This window comes from Sphingobium aromaticiconvertens, assembly GCF_037154075.1.
In the GTDB taxonomy this organism is placed as follows: domain Bacteria; phylum Pseudomonadota; class Alphaproteobacteria; order Sphingomonadales; family Sphingomonadaceae; genus Sphingobium; species Sphingobium aromaticiconvertens.
Genome location: NZ_JBANRJ010000001.1, coordinates 3,219,684 through 3,245,121 on the forward strand (window position 1 = coordinate 3,219,684; position 25,438 = coordinate 3,245,121).

Genomic DNA, 25,438 nt, shown 5'->3' on the forward strand with positions numbered 1-25,438 from the left:
GCAAATAGTTGCAAGATATCCACAGATTTCTGCACGAAAACTGCGTTCGATGGGTTGTATGAGAAAATTTACAATGACCAGCGCTGGACAGCTTCGTGAATCCATGATTGAAATGTTACAGATATAAAAAAGCAGGAGAGGCACGGCTGACGATAAACGGGGGTCGACGTGCAACAGGTTCGCGCAAAACTGGACTGGTTCAAGACAGTCATTCTGCCACAGGAGGCCGCGCTACGCGGTCGCCTGCGCCGTATATTACCATCCACCCATGAACTGGAGGATATGGTCGCAGAGGTTTTGACCCGCGCCTATGCCACGGAAAATTGGGAGAATGTGACGACAGGTCGCGCCTACCTCTTCACCATCGCCCGCAACCTGGTGATCGACACCGCCCGCCGTAACAAGGTGGTCAGCTTTGAAACGATCGCCGACCTTGAACTCCTCCAGGGCGATCATAATGTGGAGGCGCAGCTTCATGCGCGGGAGGCACTTCGACAGGTCCAGACCATCGTCGATTCGCTGCCTACCCAGTGCCGCCGGGTCTTCATTCTGCGACGCGTACATGAAAAATCGATGCTGGAAATAGCGGACGAAATGTCTCTGTCCGTTTCTACAGTTGAAAAACATCTGGCCAAAGCCATCGGCATAGTTATGCGGGCCTGGGCAGAACGTGAGGAAACGGACTTCGAACGTGCAGGCGTCGGGACCAGGTTCAAGCTTAGAGGACAGGGAAGGGATCGAGGCACAGGCCGCGCGCCTGCTGGCCAGGCTTAACAGCGCGCCAAGCCCGCAGGACGAAGCGGAAATATGCGCGTGGATAGAGGCTGATCCGCGCCACGCCGTTGCCTTTGCCCGTGCCGAAATGGGCTGGGACGCGGCCGAGCGACTGAAATCCAGCGCGGCCGACGTCACCCTGCCGCCGCCAGAAACGATCATCAGCGAAGAAGATCAGCGGCGCATATCCCGCAACATCATGATCGCGGCCGGCATCGCCATACTGCTATTCATCGTCGCCGCGGTCGTCACCGTCCGCACATTCAGCGGCGTCGACCGTTATGAAACCGCCATCGGCGAGATACGGGACGTCGCCCTTGCCGACGGATCGGTGCTACACCTCAACAGCGACAGCGAAGCCGAGGTGCGATTCACCGATAATGGCCGAAAGGTCCGCATCATGAAGGGGGAAGCGTCCTTCGAGGTCGCCCACGACACCCTCCGCCCGTTTGAGGTAGAGGTGCGTTCGGCCGTGATTCGCGCGGTGGGCACAGCCTTCAACATCCGTATGCGAACAGCGCTGGTCGAATTGACGGTAACGCACGGCAGCGTATCCGTGCGCTGCGGCGCGAGTGCGCTGCGGAAGGTCGCCGCCGGGAACGGCGCGGTGATTCAGCCACGCGCCATCACACTCACCAGCCTTGGCCCCCGGCTGGTCAGCCAGCGCACCGCCTGGCGAGAGCAGATGATCGAGATGGACGGCGAAACCGTCGAACAGGCGGCCAGCGAATTCAACCGCTACCGCACGGCGCCAATCCTGATCGGCGACACCCGCGTCTCTGCGCTGCGGCTGGGTGGACGTTTTCGTACCACCGACAGCCAGGAATTCCTCTCCGCGCTCCAGGCGAGCCTGCCCGTCCGCGCAGTGAAGGGGGAGGATGGTTCGGTGATGCTGCTCTACCGCGACTCGGCGGATGGAGGCGGCAATAGTCCCTAGGCCAGCAGGTCGCGCACCATCTCCGGCACCAACAGGCTGGCTGCACCCAAACGCGTTTCCTCAAAATAGATACTGCCCGCCGACGGGTCCAGATTGAGTTCCAAAGTCCGCGCGCCGACATGAGCGGCAGTCTGCACGAACCCGGCGGCGGGATAGACCGCGCCCGAAGTGCCGATCGACACGAACATATCCGCGCGCCGCAACGCCGTGTCGATCGCATCCATCTGATAGGGCATCTCGCCAAAAAAGACGATGTCGGGCCGTAGCGCCGCCTTCCCGCACCCGTCGCAGATACTGCCGGATGGCAACGCCTTTTCCCATGGCATCGCCTTGCCGCAGGCCGCGCAAAGGGCAGAGCGCAATTCCCCATGCATATGGATCAGCCGTCGCGCCCCCGCCCGCTCATGCAGGTCATCGACATTCTGGGTAACGATCAGCAAATCACCCGGCCATGCGTGATCCAGCATCGCCAGTGCCTCATGCGCCGGATTGGGCACAACTTCCGTCAACTTCGCCCGACGCTCGTCATAAAATCGATGCACCAGCAGCGGGTCGCGCGACAGCGCCTCTGGCGTACACACATCTTCGACCCGATGCCCCTCCCACAGCCCATCAGGCCCGCGAAAGGTGGCAAGCCCGCTCTCGGCAGAAATGCCCGCGCCGGTGAGGATGACGATGTTTCGGATATCCGGGTTCATCCCCCGACCCTAGCGGCGTGTATCGCGGGATGACAAGCGCGCCCCGCTCTGGCATCGGCGGCAGGACAGGTAACAGGATCGAACGGGCACATGACCAGCATAGGTATTTTCGGGGCGGCGGGCCGCATGGGGCGGGCCATCGCGCAGGCGGCGAGCGAAGCGGACCTGCGCGTCGCGGGCGGCACCGACCATTCGCCCGATGGCAGCGACATCGCGCCCGGCCTCCCCATCGGCAACGATCCGCTGGCGTTGGCGGAAGCAAGCGACGTATTGATCGACTTCTCCGTACCTGGCGCGCTCTCCGGCCACCTCGACGCCTGCATCGCTGCGCGCAAGCCGCTGCTGGTCGGCACGACGGGCCTTGAAGCGGTCCATCATGCCCTGATCGACGAGGCCGCCCGGCTGATTCCGGTGCTCCAGACCGGCAACACTTCGCTCGGGGTCAATCTGCTCGCCGCCTTGGTCGAGCAAGCCGCCGCGCGCCTGGGCGATGACTGGGACATTGAAATCGTCGAAATGCATCATAAGCATAAGGTCGATGCCCCCTCCGGTACTGCCCTGCTGCTGGGCGAAGCGGCTGCGCGCGGGCGTGGCATTACCCTGGCTGACCACAGCGAACGTGGCCGCGATGGCATCACCGGTGCGCGAGCGCGCGGTGCGATCGGCTTTGCGGCCCTGCGCGGCGGATCGGTCGCGGGCGATCATCAGGTGATACTTGCGGCGGAGGGCGAGCGGATCGAAATTGGCCATCGTGCCGAAAACCGCGTCATCTTCGCACGCGGCGCGGTGAAGGCAGCGCGCTGGCTCGCTACCCAGCCGCCCGGCCGCTATGATATGAAGGGCGTGCTGGGCCTCTGACACCGCCATGAACAGGGCCCAGATCTTCGACTTTTTCAGCCGCCTTGCCGAGGATAATCCCGCCCCGCGCACGGAGCTGGACTATAGCAACGACTATCAGTTGCTGGTCGCGGTCGTCCTGTCCGCCCAGTCGACCGACGTGGGCGTCAACAAGGCGACCCGCGCGCTATTCCGTGAGGTAGAGACGCCCGCACAGATGGTCGCACTGGGTGAAGAGGCGCTGAAACAACATATCAAGACCATCGGCCTGTTCAACGCCAAGGCGAAGAATGTGATTGCCCTGTCGGAGATATTGGTCCGTGATCATGGCGGCGCAGTGCCCCCGGACCGCGACATGCTGACCACCCTGCCCGGTGTCGGGCGCAAGACCGCCAATGTGGTGATGAACACTGCCTTCGGGGCCGAAACCTTCGCGGTCGACACCCATATTTTCCGCATCGGCAACCGCACCGGCCTTGCCCCCGGCAAGACGCCGCTGGCGGTCGAGCTGAAGCTGGACAAGCATGTACCGCAGCCCTTTCGCCGGGATGCCCATCACTGGCTGATCCTGCATGGCCGCTATGTGTGCAAGGCGCGGCGCCCAGAATGCTGGCGCTGCATCGTCGCGGATCTATGTCGCTACAAGCCAAAAACGCCATCGCCGGGAAAGCCCGGCGCCTGACTGTTATTATTCCGTTCAGACAGCCTGTGTTAGAAAAGTAAAACGGGACCGGCGCCCGTGCGCCGTCCTTCTTTATGACCATCGAAGGAGAGGCCAGATGACTCCCACGCTCTATAAATGCGCCACCGCGCTGGCGGCCCTCGCTGCCGCCACTCTCGCTGTGTCCCTCACCGCAGGCGCAGCCACTCCGGCAAAGAAGGTCGATCCCTATGTCGAGTCGGGCAAGGCCGTCAGTTGCATTCCGCTCAGTTCGATCCGCTCCACCGATGTGCGCGATGACCGGACCATCGATTTTGTGACGAACGGTCGGAAAATCTATCGCAACACCCTGCCGCAATCCTGCCCCAGCCTGGGGTTCGAGCGACGCTTTGCCTACAAGACGTCGCTGTCGCAGCTCTGCTCGGTCGACATCATCACGGTGCTCTATTCCAGTCCGAACCTGCAACGCGGCGCCAGCTGTGGCCTTGGCGAGTTTCAGCCGATGGAGAAGGCAGCCAAATAAGGATCGGCCTTTTCCGGCCCTCCCTTCTTTTCTCGAGCGGCATGATTTTGCCGCTGGCGCTGCGCATCGCCCTTTGCTAAGCGGCGCTCCTCCACTGTGCACCCGTAGCTCAGCTGGATAGAGCGCTGCCCTCCGAAGGCTGCACTCCTCCGTCAAGGCAGGGTTTTTATATAATAGTTTCCGTTGCTTGCAAAGATCGAAGAAAGGTCCGATTAATTAACTCACCAAAAACTCACCAACGTCGCTAGACTGCGGATTGACGTTTTTCGGTACTTTTCATAGGGCTTCTAGCCTCATGCACCCGTAGCTCAGCTGGATAGAGTACTGCCCTCCGAAGGCAACGCTAAGTCAAGAGTTCTTGTTGTGGGTGTTTAAAAAATCGAGGAAAGCCAAGTAGTTGGCGGAAATCGACGGAAGCATGAAAACCGCTCTCTGGGTCGCGGAAGCACCACGGAAGCAAACTTGAAGGAGGTTGTAGAGCGCGAACGGCGGAATTTGGCAGGCTTCGGACCTGCACCAAGAGCGCCGATTCGAGAATCTGGTTTCGGGATTGACCCTGCTCAATCGCGGATACTATCTGAACATTGATGCACCCGTAGCTCAGCTGGATAGAGTGACGGCCTCCGAAGCCGTAGGTCACAGGTTCGAATCCTGTCGGGTGCGCCACCCTCCTTAAGGGTTGGCTTTATGGGTCGAGCCTAGCTCCCCATTATTTCATAACCAAACTGGTGACATATCGCACGAGCACGTTTCGGCAGGCGCCCGCGGAAGCGTTCATCGCACCAGGTCGACGATTTGATTGCTCCCGCTGTCAACCCGTACTTCAAGCGCGCTCGACCGCGAAATAAGGTATGCGGTGGAGCCACCAAGGTCGAACGGGAAAATGAATGGGCTGGACTCGATATTTGTTACCGAGAGTGCACAGCTAGTATATCGCAAGCACGCTTCGACGAGCCAAGCGACTACGGAAGATCCCAGTAGTTTGACCGGCGTCTGGCGTAGGATCACCTTGCCCCTTTCGGTACGGGTAATAGCGCCCCAGTTCGCCAGTGACTGGAGGACCATATTCGTCATGCGGCGAGTGCCTTCTCGTTCCCCGTAAATCTCGGCCATTCTCCTGTGGACTTCAGCGGACGTGCAGTCGCCCTGCAGCGCCGTCAGACGACCAACAATCTCCGCTACCTTCCCGAAAAACGGATATGTTGCGATGGCCATGCCCCAAGTCAGGGGGAAAACGGTCGCATCTGGTGCCTCGCGATATAATTCGATGCCGCGATCAGCAAATTCAACAAGATCCGGCCGCGGTTCCAACCACAAGCGGTTGAGTACAGTTTTCGTCTTCTTCTTCGCGGCTGCTCCCGCATGCGCGGAATCTAGGAGATCCGAGAGATCATCGGTTGTGGCTACGCCCGTTCTGACACGCAGCGCAGCCGTCGCCCAATCTAACTGGATGAAACGATCGAAGCCTATTTGTGGCGACGGCGAGCTCATGACGTCCTCTTCGCGATCTCAATTTTGACGAAAGGAACAATCAACTCTTCCACCGAGATTCCGCCGTGCGCGACGATCTGGTCTCCCTTTGGAACAAAAGCGCCCCTGGTCGCTGCATACAGCGGCAAGAAATCAGGCGGTAGGCCTGGGCTATCGAAACGGAAGGCATCGATGTCGGATGGTACTGACGCCGCCAGCGCCTCACTGCGGTAAGTTCGGACCCGTTCACCTTTCAGCTCGGTCACTACCCCCTGATTGATCCGGCCAATGCCGTCCGCGTCGACGTTCCCGTGATCGGCAGTTAGGTAGATTTGATATCCATGCTCAGCGAGGAGCAGGAACAACTTTTCGACGAATCCAGTGTCGCACCATGCGCTGATTTGCCCGGCGATACCACGCTTGCCGAGCATCGCGCCGTGAACGATTTCATCGATCATGTCGACGACTATCCCGGCGACCTTAACATTGGGCCTGGCAATAGCCTCCTCTAGGTCGGCCAATTGCTCCGTCCTCTTCAAGCCCTTCTGATAAACGACATCTGGCTTACGAAGACCATTCTCCTGCCAGAAGCGCGTCCACAGAGATGGCTCCTGGGACGTTGTCTCAATCGAGTTCGAAAATTCACGCGGCTTGAGACCTGAGAATAAAGCCTGTCGTGAGACGGAGGTCAGAGTCGGAAGCCATGCGAAGCATCCGCCCTCATCTGCGGAAAAGTCGGGTAGGCGTGCCACCAAATATTCTCGGATTTGGATCCACTGATCCATCGCCAAGCCGTCGAATACGAGAAGCGCCACCCGATCCTCACCGGCGTTCCGACGTAAGGCTAGATATCGTGGCACGTGATGAACCATCACCGGACCTTTCGCGGCCGGAAGAGACGGCAGGTCCGCGTAATGGTGAAAGAGCCAGTCCTTCAGCCGATCGTCTGCGGCGCGCTGTAGCGCGTGGATCTGTTGCTGAATGGGCTCGACTGTTCCTGCGTTCAAACCATTGAAGCGCGCGATAATCTCACCCAGGCGCCGCGCCATTTCGACCCAGTCTCGATACGATGCTTCGACGGCTGGCAAGTCCGCGGCAATCCTCTTTGCGCCTTCCGATATGAGTTCGCCGAGCGCCCGGGGATCGTCAACCAACCCAACCTTAATCCATTCCGGCAAATCGCGAGGCAAGTCATGTGCGCGGACAGGCTGTAGCGCTCCTTCGAGGAACATCGTGTCAACGATGACCTTTACATCTGGATGCTCAAACGGGACCGAAACCTCTGGTCGCGCCTCCGCCGCGTCGTCATTCGAAGTGCGATCGCTCTGGATCCCGTACTGCGACAGAAAGCGACTCCAGGCATTCTGCACCGCACGCACCATGTAGCTCTTCGATGAAAGCAGCTCTACGATAGGCAGGTCGCCGAGGGGCGTGTCTTTCAATATTGCCGCAACATGTTTGGCGAGCAGATCCGGCAGCCCAGCTCCCCGGTAATGGAGCCTCAGAACCTCCCGCCAGAAATCCTCGGGTCTGTTGAGCAAATAGGGGCTGATGCGAAAGATGTGAGTAAGGATGAAGTTCTTGGTTTCGCCTTCCCCGAGTGGCTGAGTTGCATGCTTGTTGTGTGCCAGGAACAGGACTTCATGATACTCCGAATCGACCTGTCGGATTACTCCATAGCTCAGCCTTGGAATTAGATCGGCCAAGCTCAGGCTGACTTTGCGCCCCATACGGACGTAGTCCCAAGGCAGTGTATCCAAATCGGTTCCGCACAGCTGCAGGACCAGCGCTTTTGAAGACCCTTCTTCACCTCGATCCCAAGCGGCCCGGTAGCGCTCCTCGTATTCAGCCCTAAAGGCAACCGGATCCTCAAACGGCAGCACCTCGAAACCCCGCTCCCGAAGGTCGTGAAGGACGCGCTCATCCAACAGGAGATCGTCGGGGTCGCAAGCAATCCAGAAGCGAGACAGGTCCGCAGGGAACTCCTGCAATATGCGGTTGGTCCAAGCGCTCATGATGCACCGGGGGCTGCTTCGCCGACGCGCAACATGAGTACGGCATTGAGATCCGGGATATAGGCATCTGCGGCATCAAGCTGCGTCATGCGGGCATCGTGATCAGCCTGGAGGCGCTTGCGGCGGAAATCCCGAACAGTCTGCAGGCCAACGCGGCCGATGGCTTGGTGTCGGGCGTCGTAGGCGTATTTCGCGCGTTCACGCTCTTCCTGAATGCGGGTCCTGTGTTCCTCAACCAGATCGGTGAACATGCGCTCGCCCTGCGCAAGAGCGGCACCCCTTGAGCGAGCGAACCCGTCAGCATCTTCCGCAGCGATCGATCCAACCGGCTCGACCTGTTCCGTCAAAAGAAGATCCCAGATGCGTTTAGCTGTTGGCAGGAAGGTTCGACCTTCGTCGTTGACGAACACGGACAGGAAACGCCGTCGGCTAAAATCATCAGCGGACAGGCTGATTTCCCAAAGCGACCACACGCCGCGGACACTGTCAGGAAGTCCCGTAATCCGGACTGTTGCCAAAGGCTGAGCTGAAACGTGGCGCGGCAGATCGCTGATAACTGCCCGGGCGCGGGGATCTTCGAGCGTGACCCATTCGATGTCCGGCCGCTCTTCCGCTGTTCTCGCGTCGAAGCAGACCTTTGCCGACTCGCTGCCATCCGCCCAACGAACCTGCCATGCGTCGCCTTCTTTGACAGCACTTCCGCCACGCGCGGGCAACCCGGTGGTGATCGCCCTCTCCAGCCAGAACTGCGCTGGATGGTCCCGCCATTTGCGAGCATCGTCCGCATCAAGCTCGTGGCTATCCGACAAAAGCTCGCTGCTTTTGCGGGTTTCCGCGATGGTCGATCGAAGCTGCGAGACGACCGCATCACATTCACTTTCGATGGCATCGGGGTTCTGAAGACCCTGCACGAACAGTTCATCGAACAACGGCTCAGTCTCGACCGAGTCCATCACGTCCGCCGCCTTGTCGACGCCGAACTCCTCCGCGATTATCGCTAGCTTGGTCTCGAGCACCTCCCGGACGCGGTGCTCGACGGTATCTTCGAGAACAAAGTTGAACGCCCGCACAACATGGGGCTGGCCGATGCGATCGACGCGGCCTATGCGTTGTTCGACCCGCATCGGATTCCACGGCATGTCGAAGTTGACGATGACGTGGCAGAACTGAAGGTTCAGGCCTTCGCCGCCAGCGTCGGTCGAGATCATGATGCGCACGTCGCGCGCAAAAGCCTGCTGCGCCTTGGCGCGGGCATCGAGGTCCATGCCGCCATTCAGGGTGGCAATCGAGAAGCCGCGGCTTTCCAGGAATTCGACCAGCATCGCCTGCGTCGACACGAACTCAGTGAACACTAGCACCTTAAGTGCGGGATCATTTTCTTCCTGTTGCAACTTGTAGATCAGCTCGAGAAGCGCTTCGGCCTTCGCGTCGGTGCCCTGGCCTTCGGTCGCACGCGCGAGGTTCAGAAGTGTTTCGACCTCGGCTTTCTCCGTCTCCCAGCCTCTCGCCTGCACGGCGATGTCCACCTGCGTCTGCCCGTCCAATTCAGCCCATTCATCGACATCGGCACCGTCGAACAACGAGGCTTGGAGTTGCGGCTGATCGAGGAGCGCCTGGCGCTTTTCCAGTGTGGTGCGAATGGCAGCTGTGCTCGATGTCACCAATCGCTGCATCAGTATCATCAGGAAACCGACATGCCGCTGTTTGGCTGCCATTGCCTGATTGTAACCATGACGCACATAATCGGTCACGGCTTCGTAAAGCTGCCTTTGTGCAGCATGCCTCTCGGACCATGCTACCGCGTGAAGTCGCGTCATGCGCGGCTTAAACAGGGGCTGGCCTTCCGCATCAATCGCCGCGCGCTTTTCGGTCCGGATCACGAACGGGCGGACACGGTCGCTGTTGATGCTGCTCTCATCCGGGAAGGAATCTCGGTCAACAAGTTGCATCAACCGATGGAACTGGTCGGTTTTCCCCTGATGTGGCGTTGCCGACAGCAGCAGTAGGTAAGGGGCAGCTTCTGCGAGCGCCGCGCCCAGCTTGTAGCGCGCCACCTGATCCGTGCTGCCGCCCATTCGGTGCGCTTCGTCGATGATGACCAGATCCCAGGACGCTGAGACCAGATCCTCAAAACGCTCACGGTTATAGGTGCTGAGCTGCTCGGCGCTCCAGCCACGCCGACCTTCCATTGGCTTTACCGAGTCCAGCGAGCAGATGACCTGATCGTGCAGACGCCACAGGTTTTCTTCCTCGCTTCGCCATTGGCGGAAGGCCGACAGCTCGGACGGCTCAACGAACTGCAGCGTCTCGCCGAAATGCAACCGCATCTCGGCCTGCCATTGGCGAACCAAGCCCTTGGGCGCCACCACGAGGAACCGCCGCGCCATGCCGCGCAGCTTCAACTCGCGAAGGATCAGCCCGGCCTCGATCGTTTTGCCAAGGCCGACCTCGTCCGCCAACAGATAGCGGATCCTGTCCCGGCTCATGGCTCGGTTGAGCGCGTAGAGCTGGTGCGGCAGCGGCACGACGCTCGACTGGATCGGCGCCAGCAGAAGGTTGTCCTCCAGCGCATCCAGCAGTTTTGCTGCCGCTGCGGTATGGAGAATGTGCTCGACCGTGGGCTGGATGGAATCGAGCGGGCTCAGGTCGCGCGAACGAGCGCGGACGACGGCATCCTTGCCGGGTAGCCAGACCCGATAGGCGGTCTCGCCCCAGATCTCCTCCCTGTCGACGACACGGCAGGGTGCGGCATGTCGCTCATGCCAGCACCACCCGCCGATGCCATGTCCGGTACCTGCATGCGTCACGCATCAGCCTCCATGCGCGTGAGCGCTTGGTCGTACCAGAGCAGCAGCTTCTCATCCTCCTGCAGCGCCTCATCGGGGATCTTCCCGGCGATGCCGATGATGGTCTTGTAGTCCTTTGCTGCCCACGCGGTCTTGAAGCCCGCACGCAAAACCTCGAGCCGGAACTCCTTGAGCCGGCGGCCGGGGGCGGATTTGTAGCTCTCGAATTCCTTCAGCAGCGCCCGTTCGCGCTTTTGTTCCAAGTCTTTCGCCTTGCTCGGGTCGGGCACGTACCAGCGGTCTTTCGCCTTGCCCTTCAGCCGCGGGTCTTCCTTCTCCAGACTGCGCAGATCTTTGTAGTTCGTAGATAGGTAGCTGTGGATCTGGCTAGGCACGTCGCCATTGCCGTCGTAGCGGAGGAAGTTGTCCTCCAACAAAGCTGAAAGCTCCGGCCTCTCCTCATGCTTCTTCCAGCCAGCACCAAGCTGGGTCGTGAACTCGGGATGCACCTCTTGATAGGTCGAGGGCCGTTTGCGCAGGAAATCTGTCAGCCAGTCGATAGCGGACCGCTCGTCGGAGACAAACAGTTCCATCTGCGGCGCCTGCGCTGCTTGAGCCCGCTTCCGGTCGTACTCAGCCACTTGCTCGGGCAGGAAAACCATGCCGTCTCGCTCAGAAAACCTTAGGCGGAGACCTTCCTGGAACTCTTGGCTTGAGAGCGGGACGGGAACGTTGTGGCGGACGAACCACGAGATCATCCTATCAAAAAGAATTCTAGGATCTCGTTCGGCAACGTACTGGATATCTCGCCCTCTTGATCGAACGACCGGGAGCTTTCCGAGATGGTCCTCGACGAAACTCCAGGCTGTCTCGGACGGATTGCCCGCAGTAGAGACTTGCGCTTCCAGAGCTTGGCTTGGCTTGTAAGCTGTGATCGCCAGATCCTGTTTGACAGCAGTCACGCCAAGAGTTGAGTGCATCCCCCCCCTTGTCTTGTCTAGCGCTGCCACTGCGGCGATCACAAACCCACTTTCGGAAAGTGCTGTTTGGATACTGTTCCAAATTGCCGCTTGAGTGTTTGAAAACTCAACCGTAATCCATCGACCTGGCTTAAGTACTCTATAATACTCAGAAAACGCCTTCCGTATCAGTTTCCTGTAGAAATTTATATCCTTTTCGACAACTTCGTTCACCACAAGATCTTTACTGGAGCAAGTAACCACCCCGAGTATTGCCTCAAGCGATAGATTTAGCTCTGAATATTGAATATTGTGGCCAAACGGCGGATCAGTGAAAATATAATCGACAGAATTATCCGAAATTGGGATTCTGGTGACGCTAGACGTACTGATCAAAATTGGCGCGCGACCAACTCTAGATTGGCAAGCGCTAACGACATCTTTTAGCTTCTCTCTAAATAGATCAAATATATTTACTTCGCAAAAAAGATTAGGAAGATAAAGAGTATTCGCCATAGGGCCATTTATCCTCCCGCTTGGATTATATTTATTAATCACAAACCTATTTCTTTTTGTTCCGTTCCTATCTGCAAACGACGTCACGACAAACAAAAGCGCTTGCTTAATTTCGTGCTCGAAATTTGACATCCGGATCGCCTCAAGAAGCGAAAATATTGCCTTTAGATTTCTCCATGTGTAGAAATGGTGTGCGTGACTAACACCTTTGTCTTCAAACGCATCTCGCCTGTATCTGTCACCTTTCGGGAGCTCTATGGCCCGACACCATCTGGCCTCGTTGGTGAGATCGGGCATACTCATGGCTTGCTCGAAGTCATTTTTCGTGAGGCGACCACGCGCCTTTTTTCCCTTTTCGTTAAAGTAATTGATGTGAACCGGGATTTGTTTCATCAACCTCACGGGAGTTCCGAGGATGGGGTCCATGAAGTTAGTATATGCACGTTGCAAATTTCTAGTGTTCTGCGTCGCCCCACAGCCCGGACAGGGAAACGTTTTCTTCGCCTCTCCAGATCCCAATTCTACTGCTTCGCTCCAGTAATCGTACTCTGAGCCGCATTCCTGGCAGGTGTAGCAATCGCTCCAAACCAGATAATTGATGCGTCCACGGGGACGACCGTCCTCGGTTCGGGTCGAATACAGATTGTCCTCGGTTTCCTTCAGGCTCTCAAGGACTTGGTTGGCTGCCTCGATTAAGGCAGCAGAATCTGGCAGGCGATTCAGATTTGAGGAGATGAATGTAGCGATCGGAGATAAGTCTGAAATAATTGCGTTGCGCGGGCCGATCTTTGATGATTCTCCCGACTGGTCTTTTGCCGTGTCCCCCAGAACAATATATCCACACTCCGCCAGTTCACGGGAATTTCCACAGGCAGCAGCGGCAACACCTGTCATGCCTGTTCCGCCAAAAGCATCCAGCACCACATCGCCTGGGTTTGTATAATGCATCATGTATCGAACGATCGCCCGGTGCGGCACTTTGGTGTGATAGCTGTGCGCATTGTAAATCGGATGATTTTTGCCTTCGGTTACATCAGCAGAGAACGGCAGTCGAAAGTATTCATCTCTCTCGAGCGAGCCTCTGCCATAGTGGGTGATGAAATCTTCCATCCAAGGGTTGGGGCAGGCTGTGTAATAGGGCGGATCTGACATGGCCAAGATCGCTTCATCCGTCCCTTGCGGAAATCCCTCCTGGCCCCGGAACGCCTGATCCTTCAGCTTCTCAGCCAGCAGCCTCACGAAATGTTCTCGACGTGCGTCTTCGCTCGGGAAGGTCATTCCAAGGCACTCGACCTGGCCGCTGATCTTCCCGCTCTCCATCTTTAGTTGGTCATTCATCGGTTCGTCTCTTTCTGGATGGATTGGCGGGCAGTCACTCAACCACGAAGCGTAGTTTGGTGGTGTCCTTGCCCTTGCAGCGGTCGTTCAGGAATATTTCGAACCGCTTGCGCAGGTCCTCTGGTGTGGCGGGCGATCCGCCCTGGAGCAGCGCCTTCCGGATGTCCTCGCCGGTGACGTCGATCTTTTCGAGACCGGATAGTGCCTCTTGAACTGCGGCGATGAAATCAGGCGTGACGAACTCGGGAAGAGTTCTCGTTTCGGCAAAGCCGGTGACGATCTTGCGCGACGAGTCCTTCAGCAGCTCAAAGTTCGACTGGATGATCGGATCCTCGAGGTTATCGACCAGCGTCTGCACCCACCCTTCCAAAAGACGGTCAAGCTCGTCATCGAGCTGTTTCAGGAGGTTGGCGGCCGGAAGCAGATCACCCTGCTCGTTCGCCGGGCGGAAGTTGCAATGTGGGCAAACCGGTGATGCCGAGAGTTCGGAATCGATCAGCGAGGCACAGCTTTTCAGTTTATCCAGCTTCTCTTCGAAGCTGGTCAGCTGGCTGGTCGGCATAAGCGAGATGCCCGCCAGCGCCCGCATCGCGGCCAACCGCGAGTCTTTGCGGAGCGCGGATTTCGTCTTGTCTTCAGAAACCCCAAGGCGCGCCTTGCTATGCTGCCCGACATAGGCGGTGATGTAATCCTTCTTCAGGCGGGCAAGCGTCTGCCGATATTCGCTCGCATGCTGCGCTGTTCGATCCGACGCGAGCTTGTCGAGGAGCTGCTTTCGGGTCTCCTGCGCCTGCTTCACCCAGGCGTGATCCGCTGATAGGACCATCTCGGCCTGCGACAGATAGCTGGCTGTGGCACCGAGTTCGGTGACCAGCTCCAGCATCCCCTCGACAGTTTCCAGAACTTCGAGGTTCTTCTTCTGGGCCGCGATGTCATCAGCACCAAAGCGAAGATTCTTGAGCTTGCCGACTGTGTTATAGGGCGCCAGGCTTTCGGAGAAAGCCTTCAGCGCATCAAGTTTGGTGCGCCAATCGCGGATCTCTTCATCCCGCAAAAGCGGTTGACCCCAGAAGCTCAACCTGCCGGTCATGTCCGTAGTTACGCTGAGAACACGCCGCGTCAGTTTGCTGACTTCCTCCTGGAGGCGTTTGACAGGCTCGTCCGAGCCTTGCGTCGCCTGTTGAGCGAGCCCGGGCGGCAGGCCCAAAGCCTCGAACAGCGAGCGGAGGACGGCAACATTGATTTCCTTCGGCGCCTCAACGTGTTTGAACTGCTTCAGCTCATCGAGGGGCCGCTCGGCAAGCAGCGTGATCTTGCCGGAGTCAATCTTGTCGCCGGTGATCGCCAAGACGATGTCGCCCGCGTAGACCAATCCGCCGAGGACGGTGGCCAGAAGATCTGGCTCAAGGCGGAATTTAATCGGCGCGAAATACTCAACGTCAGCATCGCCGCTGACCAGTTCGCCGCGATTCAGGACCTGGCCATGCCCCTTTGCATTCAGTCGGGCTAGCACCTCCTGTGCGTACTTGGACCGCGTGGGATCGATACGATCACCATCGAGCATCTCCAGCCCGTCAAGAATGACAACTGCGTCTTTCGTGCGGTTTCCGCCCGCCAGCGCGCGCAGAGCGTTGCCGACGAGCTGCTTCCGGTTTGCCTCGGTCACTAGCGCGGCGAATGTCGGATATTCGGGCGCGACCTCAGCGAACTGATTATTCAGTGCGAGGCCGGAGATGACGTTTACGGCGTCGCGGAAGTTGATCCGCTCCTCCGGCCCAAGCCGGGCCTTATCACGCAGCGAGACGCCCTTGGTCCACTCCTGCAGGGACTTTGTCTTGCCCTGGTAGGTGACGTCGAAGGCCGACATCTGCTTTTCCTGCAGCCATTTGCTCATGTCGCGCAGGGCGTCTTTGGCCTTGTCGAGGTAGATGGACTTCGCCCCACCGCTGGCTGTGGAGGCAAGATCCTGAGCCGCAGCGTAGAAGGAGAGGTGACGACGGATCGCGTCGTCGAGGCCTTTGAGCCGGAAAAAAACCTCGTCCGCCTTGTGGTCGTCGCGAAACCGCGGGGGCTCGAACGGCTGAATGAAATAAATGTAGAAATCTCGTTCGGGCTGGGCCGTCGGCCGGTCGTTCGGAGCACCAAAGAAGAGATAGCCACTGCGCTCGACGCGGTGATCCTGCCACTCGATCTGGTATTGCCAGATCTGATGGCCGGTGACGTAGCTCGTCTCGTCGGTGCGCTCCATTAACTGCCGGATTGCATTGTAATAGGCACGATCCAGCGCATCATCGGACAGGGCTTCAGCCCGCTTCTCAATCTGGGCGTCATAGTCAACGTCCTTCTTCAGATCGAGATAGTACTGCTCAGTGTCCGGTGCTTTGGAAATGAACTGGCCGTTGACGGTCTTCAGCGTCTCCCGCAGGACGGTCTGAACAAGGGACAGCAAGTCGGCTTCCGGCTCTCCGCCCATGTCTTCGATGCCGGGCTGGAAAAGGCAGAGCGTGTCGCGGAGTTCCTCGACGGTTGGGCCTACGGGAACATAGATGTCACCACCCGTTGTCAGGCGATGGACCGAAAGCCCGTCAATAATCCGGATGGCCATCGGCCTGTATGCAGGACGCGTGAACGCTTTTTTCACCCGCTCCGACAGCACCTCATACACCTTGAGCACCGGTCCGATGTTCGGATCTGCGCGCAGCACGGAGTTTGATGTGACCGTCTCCCAGAACTTGTCGTAACCGATCAGCCCTGGTCGATCATCGGGCACCTCATCGTTGAGGATGGCTTGGATCTGATCCCGGAGAGTAACCAGAGCACCGCGTTTTTCGGTAAATACAAGCCGCTCGAAAGTTCCGATGTAGTCCGGATGCACCGGGAAAAGCCTGACGTATTCATCCAATTGCTCGTTCATCGAGCCATAGAATTTGGCGAATGGCGTAAGGTAGGCGCGAATCTTGTTCTGCTGATCTGCCGTCTTTTTAAGGAGGCGTTCGGCCACCACGAAGCTGACGTCCTGGCGGGCAAGCAGTATCTGCGTGAAACGATCCTTCACACGACGAAGGCTATCAGCGACATGCTGGAATCGGCTGCTGTCGAAGATCGCTTCCTGAACGCCGGCGACGAACCGAAAGCGGAGATGCTTTGTGACCTCGCCGATCTCACGCAAGAACGACAGATCAAGAACCAGATCGTGATCCTTTCGGGATCTCAGGTATTCAAGAAACTCGTCGACCACGAGGAGGACGCCGTGGTTCGGGTGGACCTCTGCGAATGCCGCCATCATCTCCTCAAAGGCAGCCTTGTTATTGATGACCTTGTCCGCTGGGGGGAAGGAATAGCTGACGCCGTGCTTTTCGAGGAATACCTCAAGCTGTTGCGTAATGATGTCCCGCAAGGACATCTGGCTGGAGATCTCGATCCGGTGAACCTTGAATTTGCCCGCGATCGCCTCGGCGGCCTCGGCTACTTTCGGATGGCGGATCATCGGGACATAGGCCGCGTCCTCAGCAACCAGCGAGAGCACCGACATCAGGTGCGACTTACCGGTCCCGTAGTTGCCGACAATTAGTACGCCCTTGTGGTCCACAGCCTCGTCGAACGAGAGCTGGGGGATCATTTGCTTCGCTATCCGTTCGGCCATGTCGTCGGAAATGACGTAGGTCGATACAAGCTTCTTCGCCTCATCCGGGCGGTTAGCGTCCAGAAGCTGAATGACCGACTCGATCGGCTCGAATTGAATGAGATCGCCATAACGCATCGGCATCCCGTGTTCCCCCTTCAATGAATCTTGAACGGGACCAGGCCGTCGATGCCATAGTCCTGATGTTCTGGATGTTCTGTCGTGGCGTAGGAAAGTCGGTCGTCCCGAAGATCTCCTGGCCACACCGCAATGACGCGACGCGCATGAGCATGTCGCTTCAGTAAATCTAGCGGGCTGAGCTGCAGCGTACGATCGAACAGCAGCTCGATGTTGTCCACGAGCAAGAGCCCGCGACTGGAAAATCTATCTGCGAGTTCCTTCAGCAGGTCTGCCGCATGCAAATGTCTTCTGGTGCTCGGTACTGTAAGCAACTCGCGACCAAGCGCGGCGCCGACGTTTAGAACACGTGCTTGCCGACGCGTGGCCAACTGCCCGAGGAAATCGCTCTTGCCAGACCGGGGTGGTCCGATCAAGATTACCAACTTGCTGTTAAGACCCGATATATCCTCGACAAGGCGATCCAGTTTCTCGATCATCGTTCAACCATTCATCCGATAGGCGGATGCCTGAGCCTTCGCCCTGGGGTCGAGCAGCGCGCCGTTGAGCAGCACGATTTGCTGATCCTGCGGACGCCGCGCAGATGGATCGGTGTCTAGGCCCAGCCGCTTGAGGGCGTAATAGAGAAGTGCCTTCCGCACAGGGATCTTGGCGCTACCCCCGCGCATACCATAATCGAGGGCGATGACTTTCTGCTGTGTGTCGGACAGCTCCGGATGCGGCCCTATTTCCAAAGTTACCTGGTCATTCCAATCGGCGTCCGCATCAGCCCCGACACCGCTCGGCTTTGTGCCACGCGTTTCAATGATCCGGGAAAGGAGGAAGTCCTTGAAGAGCTGGTCAGTGAAGCAGAAGGCCCGCGCGTGCCAACGAAATCCGTCGAATGCGATCGCATGTGGCGCGATCCAGCGCCAGCGTGACTCCGGCTGGGATAGCGACTGGTACTTGACCTCGATCGCCTCGGACCGCCGAATTGCGGCCACGACCGAGCGCAGTGTTTTGACATTGACTCCTCGCGCGGGGGTCGGTGCCGCGTCGTAGGACGGGAATTGGCCCATCCATGCCTCATCACGGTCAAGAATACCGTCGGCGACCGAGCGCAGCTGAGAGAGGTAGCGGCTGGCATCCGGTTTCAGAAAAAGGGATTGGAACTCGGTTCCCCGGATGTAGGTTCGGGCGCTCTTATCGTAGGCCATGTTGCCTGGAGCCATACCGATGTACCGATTCAGATCGGTAGACGCCTGGTTCACCGAGACGCCAAACGTATCCATCAGATCGCTGCGATTCACATGCCCATCCCAAAACAGACGGAACTCGATGAATTCGAACCGACGCTCTACGCCCCACCTGAGATCTGGCTTTTCCGCCCCCACCGCGCACTCCCAGTGACATGATCCATATCGAAACTATGCAGGCACAGTTTCTGGACCTTCAATCTTACTATCCAAGCAACGGTGGAAGATCAATTGGAATCGGTGAACAAACATATGAGGAATGATGCCTGTCACCATGGGGAATCAGCGCTGTCGCGCCCCTATATATGGCCGCATGGCCGAAGGGCGCGTGAGCCACGTGGATTGTGTGGCCGCGGTTACCGGCGACGGCGTTTCATGCCTGCTTGCTAGCAGCCCGAGCCAGACTCAACAGTCGCCGGCATGCAGGATTATCGTTTATGGCGGACCAGATCATGCTGAATGGCAAAACCTCCCCCGCTAGTTCCCGGTAGGCGATCCCCGGAAACTGCGCGACGGTCGTCGCTTCGCTCGTCAGAGTGAGGCCTTGGCCGACCGCAACCAGCGACAGGATGTTGTCTCTCCCGACCTGTTGGGTTTGAATCTCCACTTTGCGGCCGAGACCCGCAAGTCGTGCGACAAGATATTCGTGAATCTCCAGCCCCGGCGCACCGTCGCTCACGATGAACCGTTCCGAGGCCAAATCGGCCCAGCCGAGGTCGGGCTTATCTGCCAAAGGATGATCGTCGGGCAGCACCAGAAAGACTTTCTCGCACCACAGGTGCTCGGCTTCACAACCGTCCCAAGCCGGCATGCCCGTTATGAATGCGACATCGAGATTGAGATTGCGAACCGCAGCGACGTGTTCAGGCGGACTGCCATCAATGATGTCGAGCTGCACCTTCGGGTGACGCGACCCGAAAGCACGCAGCAAATCGAACAGAAATCCTGACGCGAGGGACGAGAATATCCCTACTTTGACCAGCCCTTGCTCCGCCCGGCCGACCGCTGCCACCTTGGTCACCCCGATGTCGATCTGGCGAAGAGCATGGCGGGTATTGCGCAGGAATTCCCGCCCGGCGACGGTCAATCGCACCCCGCCAGCATATCGCACGAAAAGCGACGCCCCCAGTTCGTCTTCGAGATCACGGATTCGCCGGCTGATGGAAGACTCCTGGATGGCAAGCGCCGCAGCGGCCTTGCGGAAGCTCCCATAGTCGACGGCAGCAACAAAATATCGCAACTGGTGCAGCCGGACTGCGGACTTGCGGCCATTCCCCTCAACAATGTTCGTGAGGGCATCATCAGGCGAGGCCCGATTGTTCCGGATCGCAGTCATGGCGTATCACCCTGAACCGTGTTCGGTTTCTGGCGAATACCCCGCCACCATCGGCGCAAAAAGCGGCCTGCACGCTCCACTTTCGATGCACGCGCCACGATGCTTGAATCTGCGCGCGCTCATCGCCTCTCCGCATATTCTCAAACTAAACGGCGTTCAGTTACCGAAATGCTGCTTGTTGACATCCGCCCCGTCAACGAAAAAAGTAAATCGCGTTTAGTTTTCACGATCAGTTGGGACAGGATGTCCATGGCTCGCCCCCGGAAGGAGCAAAAACTTGATATTGCTCGTCGCGCAGTCGACGAAACCATCCGGCTGCTAGCGGAGCGCGGCGACCTCGACGTACCGCTGACCGCGGTTGCGCATGCCATAGGCTGCACGGCGCCAGCGCTTTACGGCCACTTTCACGACAAGAGCGCCTTGCTGCGCGCCGTTCGGGATGAAGGTTTCAACCGGCTCTACAGAGAAAAGCTGGTCGTCTTCGATCAGATGCGCGGCGATCCATTCGGCTATTTGCGTGATGGGAGCTATGCCTATGTCCGCTTTGCCCTGGAAAACCCCACCCTGTACCGGCTGATGTTCACACCGCCGCCGAGGCTCGGGGTCAGCGACGACCCATGGTCGAGCGAAGCTGGACGTCAGGTATTGCATCTATTGCTGACGGGACTTCGCTGTTCTCAGGACAAAGGCTTTTTGCCTAACATGGATCTCAGCCGCTACAGCTTCATGTTCTGGTCAACGGTACACGGCGCGGTGAGCCTCACCCTTCAAAACCGGGAAATGGATCAGTCCGCTAAATGGGACACGGCGCAAAAGGCGGTCGACACGCTCATGGAGATCATCGCGGCGACTTGTCCTGATAGGCCTCCCGCATCATGAGCAGCCTCTTCTGGCGCTGGCAAAGCCCCGATCCGTGGCAATAAACCGCTCCAGCATCGGCACGATCAGCCTGACGGGATCGGTGGCGGGCTGCCCGGTTTCTCGGGCCAGCACCTCGGCATAGGCAACGAGATCACGATGGAGCGGCCCCGGCAATTCTAGCGTGAGTTTGACCGGTTTGTCGTCAATAATAGGTCCAAGTTTCAGCTTTGCCATGGTCAGTTCCTGTAGGGTTCGAGCACAAGATCGCGGGTGACGATGACCCTGACCGGGAAGCCCGGCCGGATGGTCAGGGTCGGGGCAACCTGCAACTGGCGCTGGACGATCTGTTGTCCGGCCTGGTTGATCGTGTCTTGCGCCCCGTCGCGGATGGCGCGGATCAGCCGGTCGTCGTCATCGGTCGCCAGTTCGGTGCCAATGCCGAGCAGCGTGGACAGCCCTGCCGCCTTCATCAGATCCCACCAATGATAATCGACGCCATCCTCAAGCCCGGCATAGCCGGAAGCGTCCGCGCCCGGTTGGCGCTCCAGAACGATGGAGCGGCCACTGGGCAGGATCAGACGGTTCCAGACCAGCAGCACGCGGCGCTGTCCGAAGGTGACGCCCGCATCATACTGGCCGATGATGCGCGTGCCTTGCGGGATCAGGAGCAGGCTGCCCGTCGGGCTGTCGTAGACGTTTTCCGTGACCTGCGCGGTGATTTGGCCAGGCAGGTCGGAGCGGATGCCGGTAATCATCGCTGCCGGGATCACGGCTCCCGCCTGAAGAATGTAAGGCGATGCGGGCGCCATGATGCGATCCATGGCAACGGTCTGGCGGTCCACCGGACCATTGAGAAAAGCCGTATGGCGGTCCTGTGCCGCGGGCTGACCGCCAAGGTCCAGGCCTGCGAGGCCGGGCATTGCAGAGCCTGTTGTCGCTGCTGTTCTCTGCCCGGACTGGAAGAAGACCGTGCTCAGACGCGCGGCTTCCTCTTCAGCGAGACGCCGCTCTTCAGCAGGGTCGCGGGCGGGCGTCGTCATAGCGGGCGGTGTGACGGGCTGCCCCCTGTTTTGCGCGTCAAGGATGGGACCGCCGAGATCACCGGGCAATGCCGGTCCCAAGGCCGGGCCAGTGTAATCGCGCGGTAGGCCGGACAGGCCATCCGCCGTGGGGCGATTCTCGGTCGAAAAGAGTTCTTCACCGCCGCCGTTCATATCGCGAGACTGAAGCGCATAGATCAGCGCCCCACCGATCCCTAGCAATGCGACGGCTGCGACACCGGCGAGCATCTTGCGCGACAGGCGAGTGACACGCGGTGTCTCGGCGCGCAGGCGCATCGGAGCGGCATTCGTAGCGGTCTCCTCGCTCATGACGGCGACTCCCCGGTGTTCGCGGGCTGTGCGGCCCGCCTGTGTTCGATGCGGACAATCCTGACGGTCTGCTGGCGATCGCCGCTGCCCAGGCGCAGCTCGGCCGCGCCGAACATGCGGTCCACGATCAGGATGTTCTGGTGGATGCGGGAATTGACGATCTGCGGCTCGCCATCGGACCCCAGAACGAAGATCGGCGGCATCTCGCCCTGCACGATGCCGCGCGGGAAGACGACATAGATCCGGCGGCCGTCGTCGAAGACGGAGATCGGCCGCCACGGCGGGCTGTCGCCAGTAAGTCCGTAGCGATAGTTGCGCGCGGCCTCGACCGGGATGATCGGTGCTGCCGGAACGGTCTGGCGCTGACTTGCCGGTGGTGCCGGATAAGCCCAGGCAACGGACGGCATATAGAGCGCCTCGCGGGCGCGCAGTTCGATCATGTACGTGCGCCGGTCGGTCGTGACGACGAGATTGGTCGAGATGTCCTGCCGCGATGGCTTGACGAGGATATGGACGCGGCGGTTCACGCCGCTGCCACTTTCGGTATCCCCGATAATCCAGCGAGCAGTATCGCCCGCCGCGATCGGTCCCGCGCCGGTCAGGCTCTCGCCCGGCTCCAGCGCGATATTGGTGATCTGCCCCGGCGCGGCATAGACCTGATAAAGTGCGCCTTCCGACCAAGGGTAGATCTGGATGGCGTTGTAATAGCCTTCGCGACGCGGCTCGACGCGAGCGGCGGCATTGGCGTTCTCGACGCGGCCCGCCGGCGTGCCTGCTGCGGTTCCGCCACGCGCGACCGTCCATGCCGGCGGCGTGTGCAATGGCCGGGGCCGGTCATCGGTGGCGGCAGCCTGCACGGCCGGCAGTGCAGGAACATCGGCATCGTAGCTGAATTGCGGCGTGCGGTTGGTGGCGCAGCCCGCCAGCATAGTGGCCGAGAGCAGCAAAGCCGCGAAAGCGGGTTTACGGAAAGCCGGGATGCCGGAATTGCGGGGAAACGTGCGGGTCATTGGCTCATCTCCCGCGACCATGAGATTGCATTGACGTAGATGCCGAGCGGATTGGCGCGCAGGCGCTCGGCATCGCGCGGCGTCTGGATCACGATGGTCAGGATCGCAGTCCAGCGCTCGGTCGTGGAAAGCTGCCCGTTCTCGTAGTGGCGCTCGGTCCAGGCGACGCGGAAACTGTCGTTCGAGGCGCGGATGACGCTGGAGACTTCGACCGCTACAGCCACGCGGCCGACCTTCGTGAACGGGTCGTTGGCGCGGGCATAGTCGTTGAGCGCGGCGGCGCCCCGGTCCGTGGTGAACTCATAGGCGCGCAGCCAGTTCTGACGCACGATGATGGCGTCAGCGGGGATCGAGCGTGTCTGCTCGATGAAACGGCTCAGATGGAAAGCGATCTGCGGATCTGTCGGGCGGTAATCGGCTGTTGCTGCGGCAATGGTCTGCGCCTGACCGAGATTATCCACCTGCACCACCCAGGGCACGACAGTCCCGCGTGCCGATTGCCAGACAAGCGCGGAGGCGAATCCTGCCGAGAGGATCAACGAGCCGAAGGCCATGTAGCGCCAGTTCTTCGCCTGCACGCGGGCCGAACCGATGCGCTCGTCCCACACCTGCGCGGCTTTCTGGTAAGGCGTCTCGGGTTCGGGCGATTTGCCGTAATGGGTCGATGGGCGTCTGAAGATGTTCATGAGCGGTCACTTTCGGACATGTTGACGGAAGAACCGCCGCCGTGGCTGTCGCCGGAACGGACGGCATGGGCGGCCATGGTGGTGCCGTGATTGAGGGCCTGACGGCGGTGCATCTGCTGCGCCCACGCCGGCGGGCCGCCCGCCGGAGCGGCAGGCGCTGCGGAACCGGCGGCACTCGCACCGCCAATAGTTCCCTGCGTGGACGATCCTCCGGTGACGCCGAGCCCGGCGCGCGCGCCATCGGAGAAGCTGGTTTTGACGCTTTCCGCTGCTTTCGAGGCGGCACGCTTCAGCGGCGACGCGGCAGCGGACCCTGCGGCACGAGCGACACCTCCCAGGCCCGAAGCGACACCGGCCGCGCCGGACTGGCCGAGTGATCCGACACTATAGGCAGCGCTTGCAGCACCTGCGGCGGCAGCACCGCCACGGACAGTAGCGGCTCCGCCGGAGAGCGCCGCTGCTCCCCCCTTCGCGGCCATGCCTGCGGCAGCGCCACCGGCGAGCACCATGCCGCCAGCGGCAAGGCCGGTTCCGACGGCAGCACCTGCACCAAGCTGCGGGCCGCCGGAGACGAGACCGGAGGCGATGCCGGGGCCGAAAATGCCGAGGCCGAGAAGCGACAGAGCGGCCAGCACGATGGCCATGGCGTCGTCGATGGTCGGCGTCGCGCCGCCAAAGCCTGCCGTGAACTGCGAAAACAGCGTCGAGCCGATGCCGATGATGACAGCGAGCACCAGCACTTTGATGCCAGAGGAGACGACGTTGCCCAGCACGCGCTCGGCCATGAAGGCGGTCTTGCCGAACAGGCCGAAGGGGATGAGGACGAAGCCCGCAAGCGTGGTCAGCTTGAACTCGATCAGGGTAACGAAGAGCTGCACGGCAAGGATGAAGAAGGCCAACAGCACCAGCACCCAGGCGAACATCAGGCAGGCGATCTGGATGAAGTTCTCGAAGAAGGACCAGTAGCCCATCATGTCGGAGATGGATTCGAGCAGCGGGCGACCGGCATCGAGGCCGGTCTGCGCCACATTGCCGGGCCGCAGCAGATCGGCGGCGGAAAAGCTGGTCCCCGATCCCTTCAGGCCGAGACCGGCGAAGCTGTCGAAGATGATCTGCGCGAGATTGTTCCAGTTGCCGATCAGATAGGCGAAGACGCCGACGAACAGTGTCTTCTTGACCAGCCGGGCGATAATGTCGTCATCGGCACCCCAGGACCAGAACAGTGCCGCCAGCGTCACGTCGATGATGATCAGGGTGGTGGCGATGAAGGCGACCTCGCCACCGAGCAGGCCGAAACCGCTGTCGATATAGCTGGTGAATACGCCCAGGAAATTGTCGATGACGCCGGTGCCGCCCATGGTTCACTGTCCCCGGTTCTGATGCGGGGCGGCAGGCACCGGCGTCCGGCCGAGGAACCGGTCGCGGTTCTCGGCCCAGGTGGCGAGGCAATCGGGATCCTTCACGGCAGCCTCACCAAGCTGCTGGCAGCGGCGGAGGCTCTGGCGCAGCGGATCGGCAGAAGGTTGAAACGCGGGAGCCGGACGAGTTTGCGCCGGTTCGTCCTCGCGGGTCATTTCGATCACCGTGGCGGTAATCGCGATTGCGACGAAAATGATCGCCCCGATCCGGGCCAGCAGCTTACCGTCCATATCGCGCCCCTCCTGTT

The 25,438-nt window shown here is 59.7% G+C and carries 21 protein-coding genes and 1 tRNA gene; 7 read left to right on the plus strand and 15 right to left on the minus strand.

The features are described 5' to 3' along the window. Positions 1-168 precede the first annotated feature (168 nt). Together WFR25_RS15395 and WFR25_RS15400 are read left to right on the plus strand one after the other, a co-directional pair. Positions 169-774, plus strand: coding sequence for a sigma-70 family RNA polymerase sigma factor (locus tag WFR25_RS15395; RefSeq protein WP_336972128.1), 606 nt, complete (start codon positions 169-171; stop codon positions 772-774). Then, positions 692-1,711: a FecR family protein gene (locus WFR25_RS15400; protein ID WP_336974912.1), complete on the plus strand. Its 1,020-nt coding sequence runs from the start codon at positions 692-694 to the stop codon at positions 1,709-1,711. Before WFR25_RS15395 ends, WFR25_RS15400 begins: the two co-directional genes overlap by 83 nt. Here the strand turns inward: WFR25_RS15400 and WFR25_RS15405 are convergent. Further along, positions 1,708-2,409 (minus strand): NAD-dependent deacylase, encoded by a 702-nt coding sequence (locus WFR25_RS15405; protein ID WP_336972129.1) that lies wholly within the window; start codon positions 2,407-2,409, stop codon positions 1,708-1,710. The two genes, WFR25_RS15400 and WFR25_RS15405, sit on opposite strands and share 4 nt — an antisense overlap. A 90-nt stretch (positions 2,410-2,499) precedes the next feature. Here WFR25_RS15405 and dapB point away from each other — a divergent pair, with 90 nt between their 5' ends. The 4 genes from dapB to WFR25_RS15425 all read left to right on the plus strand — a co-directional run bounded on the left by dapB (position 2,500) and on the right by WFR25_RS15425 (position 5,096). Continuing rightward, a complete protein-coding gene (gene dapB, locus WFR25_RS15410) occupies positions 2,500-3,267 on the plus strand; it encodes a 4-hydroxy-tetrahydrodipicolinate reductase (protein ID WP_336972130.1) in 768 nt (255 codons plus the stop codon). Positions 3,268-3,274: 7 nt separating this feature from the next. Further along, the gene (nth, locus tag WFR25_RS15415; protein ID WP_336972131.1) at positions 3,275-3,928 is read left to right on the plus strand and encodes an endonuclease III; all 654 of its coding nucleotides are present in this window, start codon (positions 3,275-3,277) and stop codon (positions 3,926-3,928) included. 97 nt (positions 3,929-4,025) lie between these two features. Next, positions 4,026-4,430: a hypothetical protein gene (locus tag WFR25_RS15420; RefSeq protein WP_336972132.1), complete on the plus strand. Its 405-nt coding sequence runs from the start codon at positions 4,026-4,028 to the stop codon at positions 4,428-4,430. Between the two features lie 589 nt (positions 4,431-5,019). Then, a tRNA-Arg gene (locus WFR25_RS15425) sits at positions 5,020-5,096 on the plus strand. A 108-nt stretch (positions 5,097-5,204) separates the two neighbouring features. On the opposite strand, the gene WFR25_RS15430 is transcribed toward WFR25_RS15425, so the two are convergent. The 8 genes from WFR25_RS15430 to WFR25_RS15465 all read right to left on the minus strand — a co-directional run bounded on the left by WFR25_RS15430 (position 5,205) and on the right by WFR25_RS15465 (position 19,845). Next, positions 5,205-5,921 carry a hypothetical protein gene (locus WFR25_RS15430; RefSeq protein ID WP_336972133.1) on the minus strand — a complete coding sequence of 239 codons (717 nt, stop codon included), beginning with the start codon at positions 5,919-5,921 and terminating at the stop codon, positions 5,205-5,207. Beyond that, complete coding sequence (pglZ, locus tag WFR25_RS15435) at positions 5,918-7,915, minus strand: BREX-3 system phosphatase PglZ (RefSeq protein WP_336972134.1); 1,998 nt, start codon at positions 7,913-7,915, stop codon at positions 5,918-5,920. Before pglZ ends, WFR25_RS15430 begins: the two co-directional genes overlap by 4 nt. Further along, positions 7,912-10,722, minus strand: coding sequence for a DEAD/DEAH box helicase (locus WFR25_RS15440; RefSeq protein ID WP_336972137.1), 2,811 nt, complete (start codon positions 10,720-10,722; stop codon positions 7,912-7,914). Before WFR25_RS15440 ends, pglZ begins: the two co-directional genes overlap by 4 nt. Beyond that, entirely contained in the window at positions 10,719-13,514 is a 2,796-nt protein-coding gene (locus WFR25_RS15445) for a DNA methyltransferase (protein ID WP_336972138.1), read from the minus strand. Before WFR25_RS15445 ends, WFR25_RS15440 begins: the two co-directional genes overlap by 4 nt. A gap of 34 nt (positions 13,515-13,548) precedes the next feature. Then, the gene (locus tag WFR25_RS15450; RefSeq protein ID WP_336972139.1) at positions 13,549-17,280 is read right to left on the minus strand and encodes a DUF6079 family protein; all 3,732 of its coding nucleotides are present in this window, start codon (positions 17,278-17,280) and stop codon (positions 13,549-13,551) included. A 14-nt stretch (positions 17,281-17,294) separates the two neighbouring features. Continuing rightward, positions 17,295-17,753 carry a BREX-3 system P-loop-containing protein BrxF gene (gene brxF, locus WFR25_RS15455; protein ID WP_069708693.1) on the minus strand — a complete coding sequence of 153 codons (459 nt, stop codon included), beginning with the start codon at positions 17,751-17,753 and terminating at the stop codon, positions 17,295-17,297. A gap of 3 nt (positions 17,754-17,756) precedes the next feature. Next, positions 17,757-18,647 (minus strand): BrxR family helix-turn-helix transcriptional regulator, encoded by an 891-nt coding sequence (locus WFR25_RS15460; protein WP_473829107.1) that lies wholly within the window; start codon positions 18,645-18,647, stop codon positions 17,757-17,759. A 235-nt stretch (positions 18,648-18,882) separates the two neighbouring features. Continuing rightward, positions 18,883-19,845, minus strand: coding sequence for a LysR family transcriptional regulator (locus WFR25_RS15465; protein WP_336972143.1), 963 nt, complete (start codon positions 19,843-19,845; stop codon positions 18,883-18,885). Between the two features lie 168 nt (positions 19,846-20,013). Here WFR25_RS15465 and WFR25_RS15470 point away from each other — a divergent pair, with 168 nt between their 5' ends. Beyond that, entirely contained in the window at positions 20,014-20,724 is a 711-nt protein-coding gene (locus WFR25_RS15470) for a TetR/AcrR family transcriptional regulator (RefSeq protein ID WP_336972144.1), read from the plus strand. On the opposite strand, the gene WFR25_RS15475 is transcribed toward WFR25_RS15470, so the two are convergent. From WFR25_RS15475 to trbK-alt, 6 genes are read right to left on the minus strand one after another with little or no spacing between them, the layout of a single operon-like run. Further along, positions 20,719-20,940, minus strand: coding sequence for a DUF2274 domain-containing protein (locus tag WFR25_RS15475; protein ID WP_336972146.1), 222 nt, complete (start codon positions 20,938-20,940; stop codon positions 20,719-20,721). The genes WFR25_RS15470 and WFR25_RS15475 overlap by 6 nt on opposite strands. 2 nt (positions 20,941-20,942) lie before the next feature. Continuing rightward, positions 20,943-22,043: a TraB/TrbI/VirB10 family type IV secretion system protein gene (locus tag WFR25_RS15480; RefSeq protein WP_473829119.1), complete on the minus strand. Its 1,101-nt coding sequence runs from the start codon at positions 22,041-22,043 to the stop codon at positions 20,943-20,945. A gap of 29 nt (positions 22,044-22,072) precedes the next feature. Next, entirely contained in the window at positions 22,073-23,086 is a 1,014-nt protein-coding gene (trbG, locus tag WFR25_RS15485) for a P-type conjugative transfer protein TrbG (RefSeq protein WP_336972150.1), read from the minus strand. Beyond that, complete coding sequence (gene trbF / locus WFR25_RS15490) at positions 23,083-23,766, minus strand: conjugal transfer protein TrbF (protein ID WP_473829120.1); 684 nt, start codon at positions 23,764-23,766, stop codon at positions 23,083-23,085. Before trbF ends, trbG begins: the two co-directional genes overlap by 4 nt. Before the next feature lie 2 nt (positions 23,767-23,768). Continuing rightward, positions 23,769-25,130, minus strand: coding sequence for a P-type conjugative transfer protein TrbL (gene trbL / locus WFR25_RS15495; RefSeq protein ID WP_090616913.1), 1,362 nt, complete (start codon positions 25,128-25,130; stop codon positions 23,769-23,771). A gap of 3 nt (positions 25,131-25,133) precedes the next feature. Beyond that, positions 25,134-25,421: a putative entry exclusion protein TrbK-alt gene (gene trbK-alt, locus WFR25_RS15500; protein WP_090616912.1), complete on the minus strand. Its 288-nt coding sequence runs from the start codon at positions 25,419-25,421 to the stop codon at positions 25,134-25,136. Positions 25,422-25,438: the final 17 nt, after the last annotated feature.

Bases quoted from the DNA above. Each gene is read 5' to 3' on its own strand.
- nth (WP_336972131.1), top strand. From the start codon at position 3,275: ATGAACAGGGCCCAGATCTTCGACTTTTTCAGCCGCCTTGCCGAGGAT.
- WFR25_RS15405 (WP_336972129.1), bottom strand. From the start codon at position 2,409: ATGAACCCGGATATCCGAAACATCGTCATCCTCACCGGCGCGGGCATT.
- trbL (WP_090616913.1), bottom strand. From the start codon at position 25,130: ATGGGCGGCACCGGCGTCATCGACAATTTCCTGGGCGTATTCACCAGC.
- WFR25_RS15470 (WP_336972144.1), top strand. From the start codon at position 20,014: ATGCTGCTTGTTGACATCCGCCCCGTCAACGAAAAAAGTAAATCGCGT.
- WFR25_RS15475 (WP_336972146.1), bottom strand. From the start codon at position 20,940: ATGGCAAAGCTGAAACTTGGACCTATTATTGACGACAAACCGGTCAAA.
- trbK-alt (WP_090616912.1), bottom strand. From the start codon at position 25,421: ATGGACGGTAAGCTGCTGGCCCGGATCGGGGCGATCATTTTCGTCGCA.
- pglZ (WP_336972134.1), bottom strand. From the start codon at position 7,915: ATGAGCGCTTGGACCAACCGCATATTGCAGGAGTTCCCTGCGGACCTG.
- WFR25_RS15465 (WP_336972143.1), bottom strand. From the start codon at position 19,845: ATGACTGCGATCCGGAACAATCGGGCCTCGCCTGATGATGCCCTCACG.
- WFR25_RS15450 (WP_336972139.1), bottom strand. From the start codon at position 17,280: ATGCCGATGCGTTATGGCGATCTCATTCAATTCGAGCCGATCGAGTCG.
- WFR25_RS15445 (WP_336972138.1), bottom strand. From the start codon at position 13,514: ATGAATGACCAACTAAAGATGGAGAGCGGGAAGATCAGCGGCCAGGTC.
- WFR25_RS15430 (WP_336972133.1), bottom strand. From the start codon at position 5,921: ATGAGCTCGCCGTCGCCACAAATAGGCTTCGATCGTTTCATCCAGTTA.
- WFR25_RS15480 (WP_473829119.1), bottom strand. From the start codon at position 22,043: ATGCGCCTGCGCGCCGAGACACCGCGTGTCACTCGCCTGTCGCGCAAG.
- trbG (WP_336972150.1), bottom strand. From the start codon at position 23,086: ATGACCCGCACGTTTCCCCGCAATTCCGGCATCCCGGCTTTCCGTAAA.
- WFR25_RS15420 (WP_336972132.1), top strand. From the start codon at position 4,026: ATGACTCCCACGCTCTATAAATGCGCCACCGCGCTGGCGGCCCTCGCT.
- dapB (WP_336972130.1), top strand. From the start codon at position 2,500: ATGACCAGCATAGGTATTTTCGGGGCGGCGGGCCGCATGGGGCGGGCC.
- brxF (WP_069708693.1), bottom strand. From the start codon at position 17,753: ATGATCGAGAAACTGGATCGCCTTGTCGAGGATATATCGGGTCTTAAC.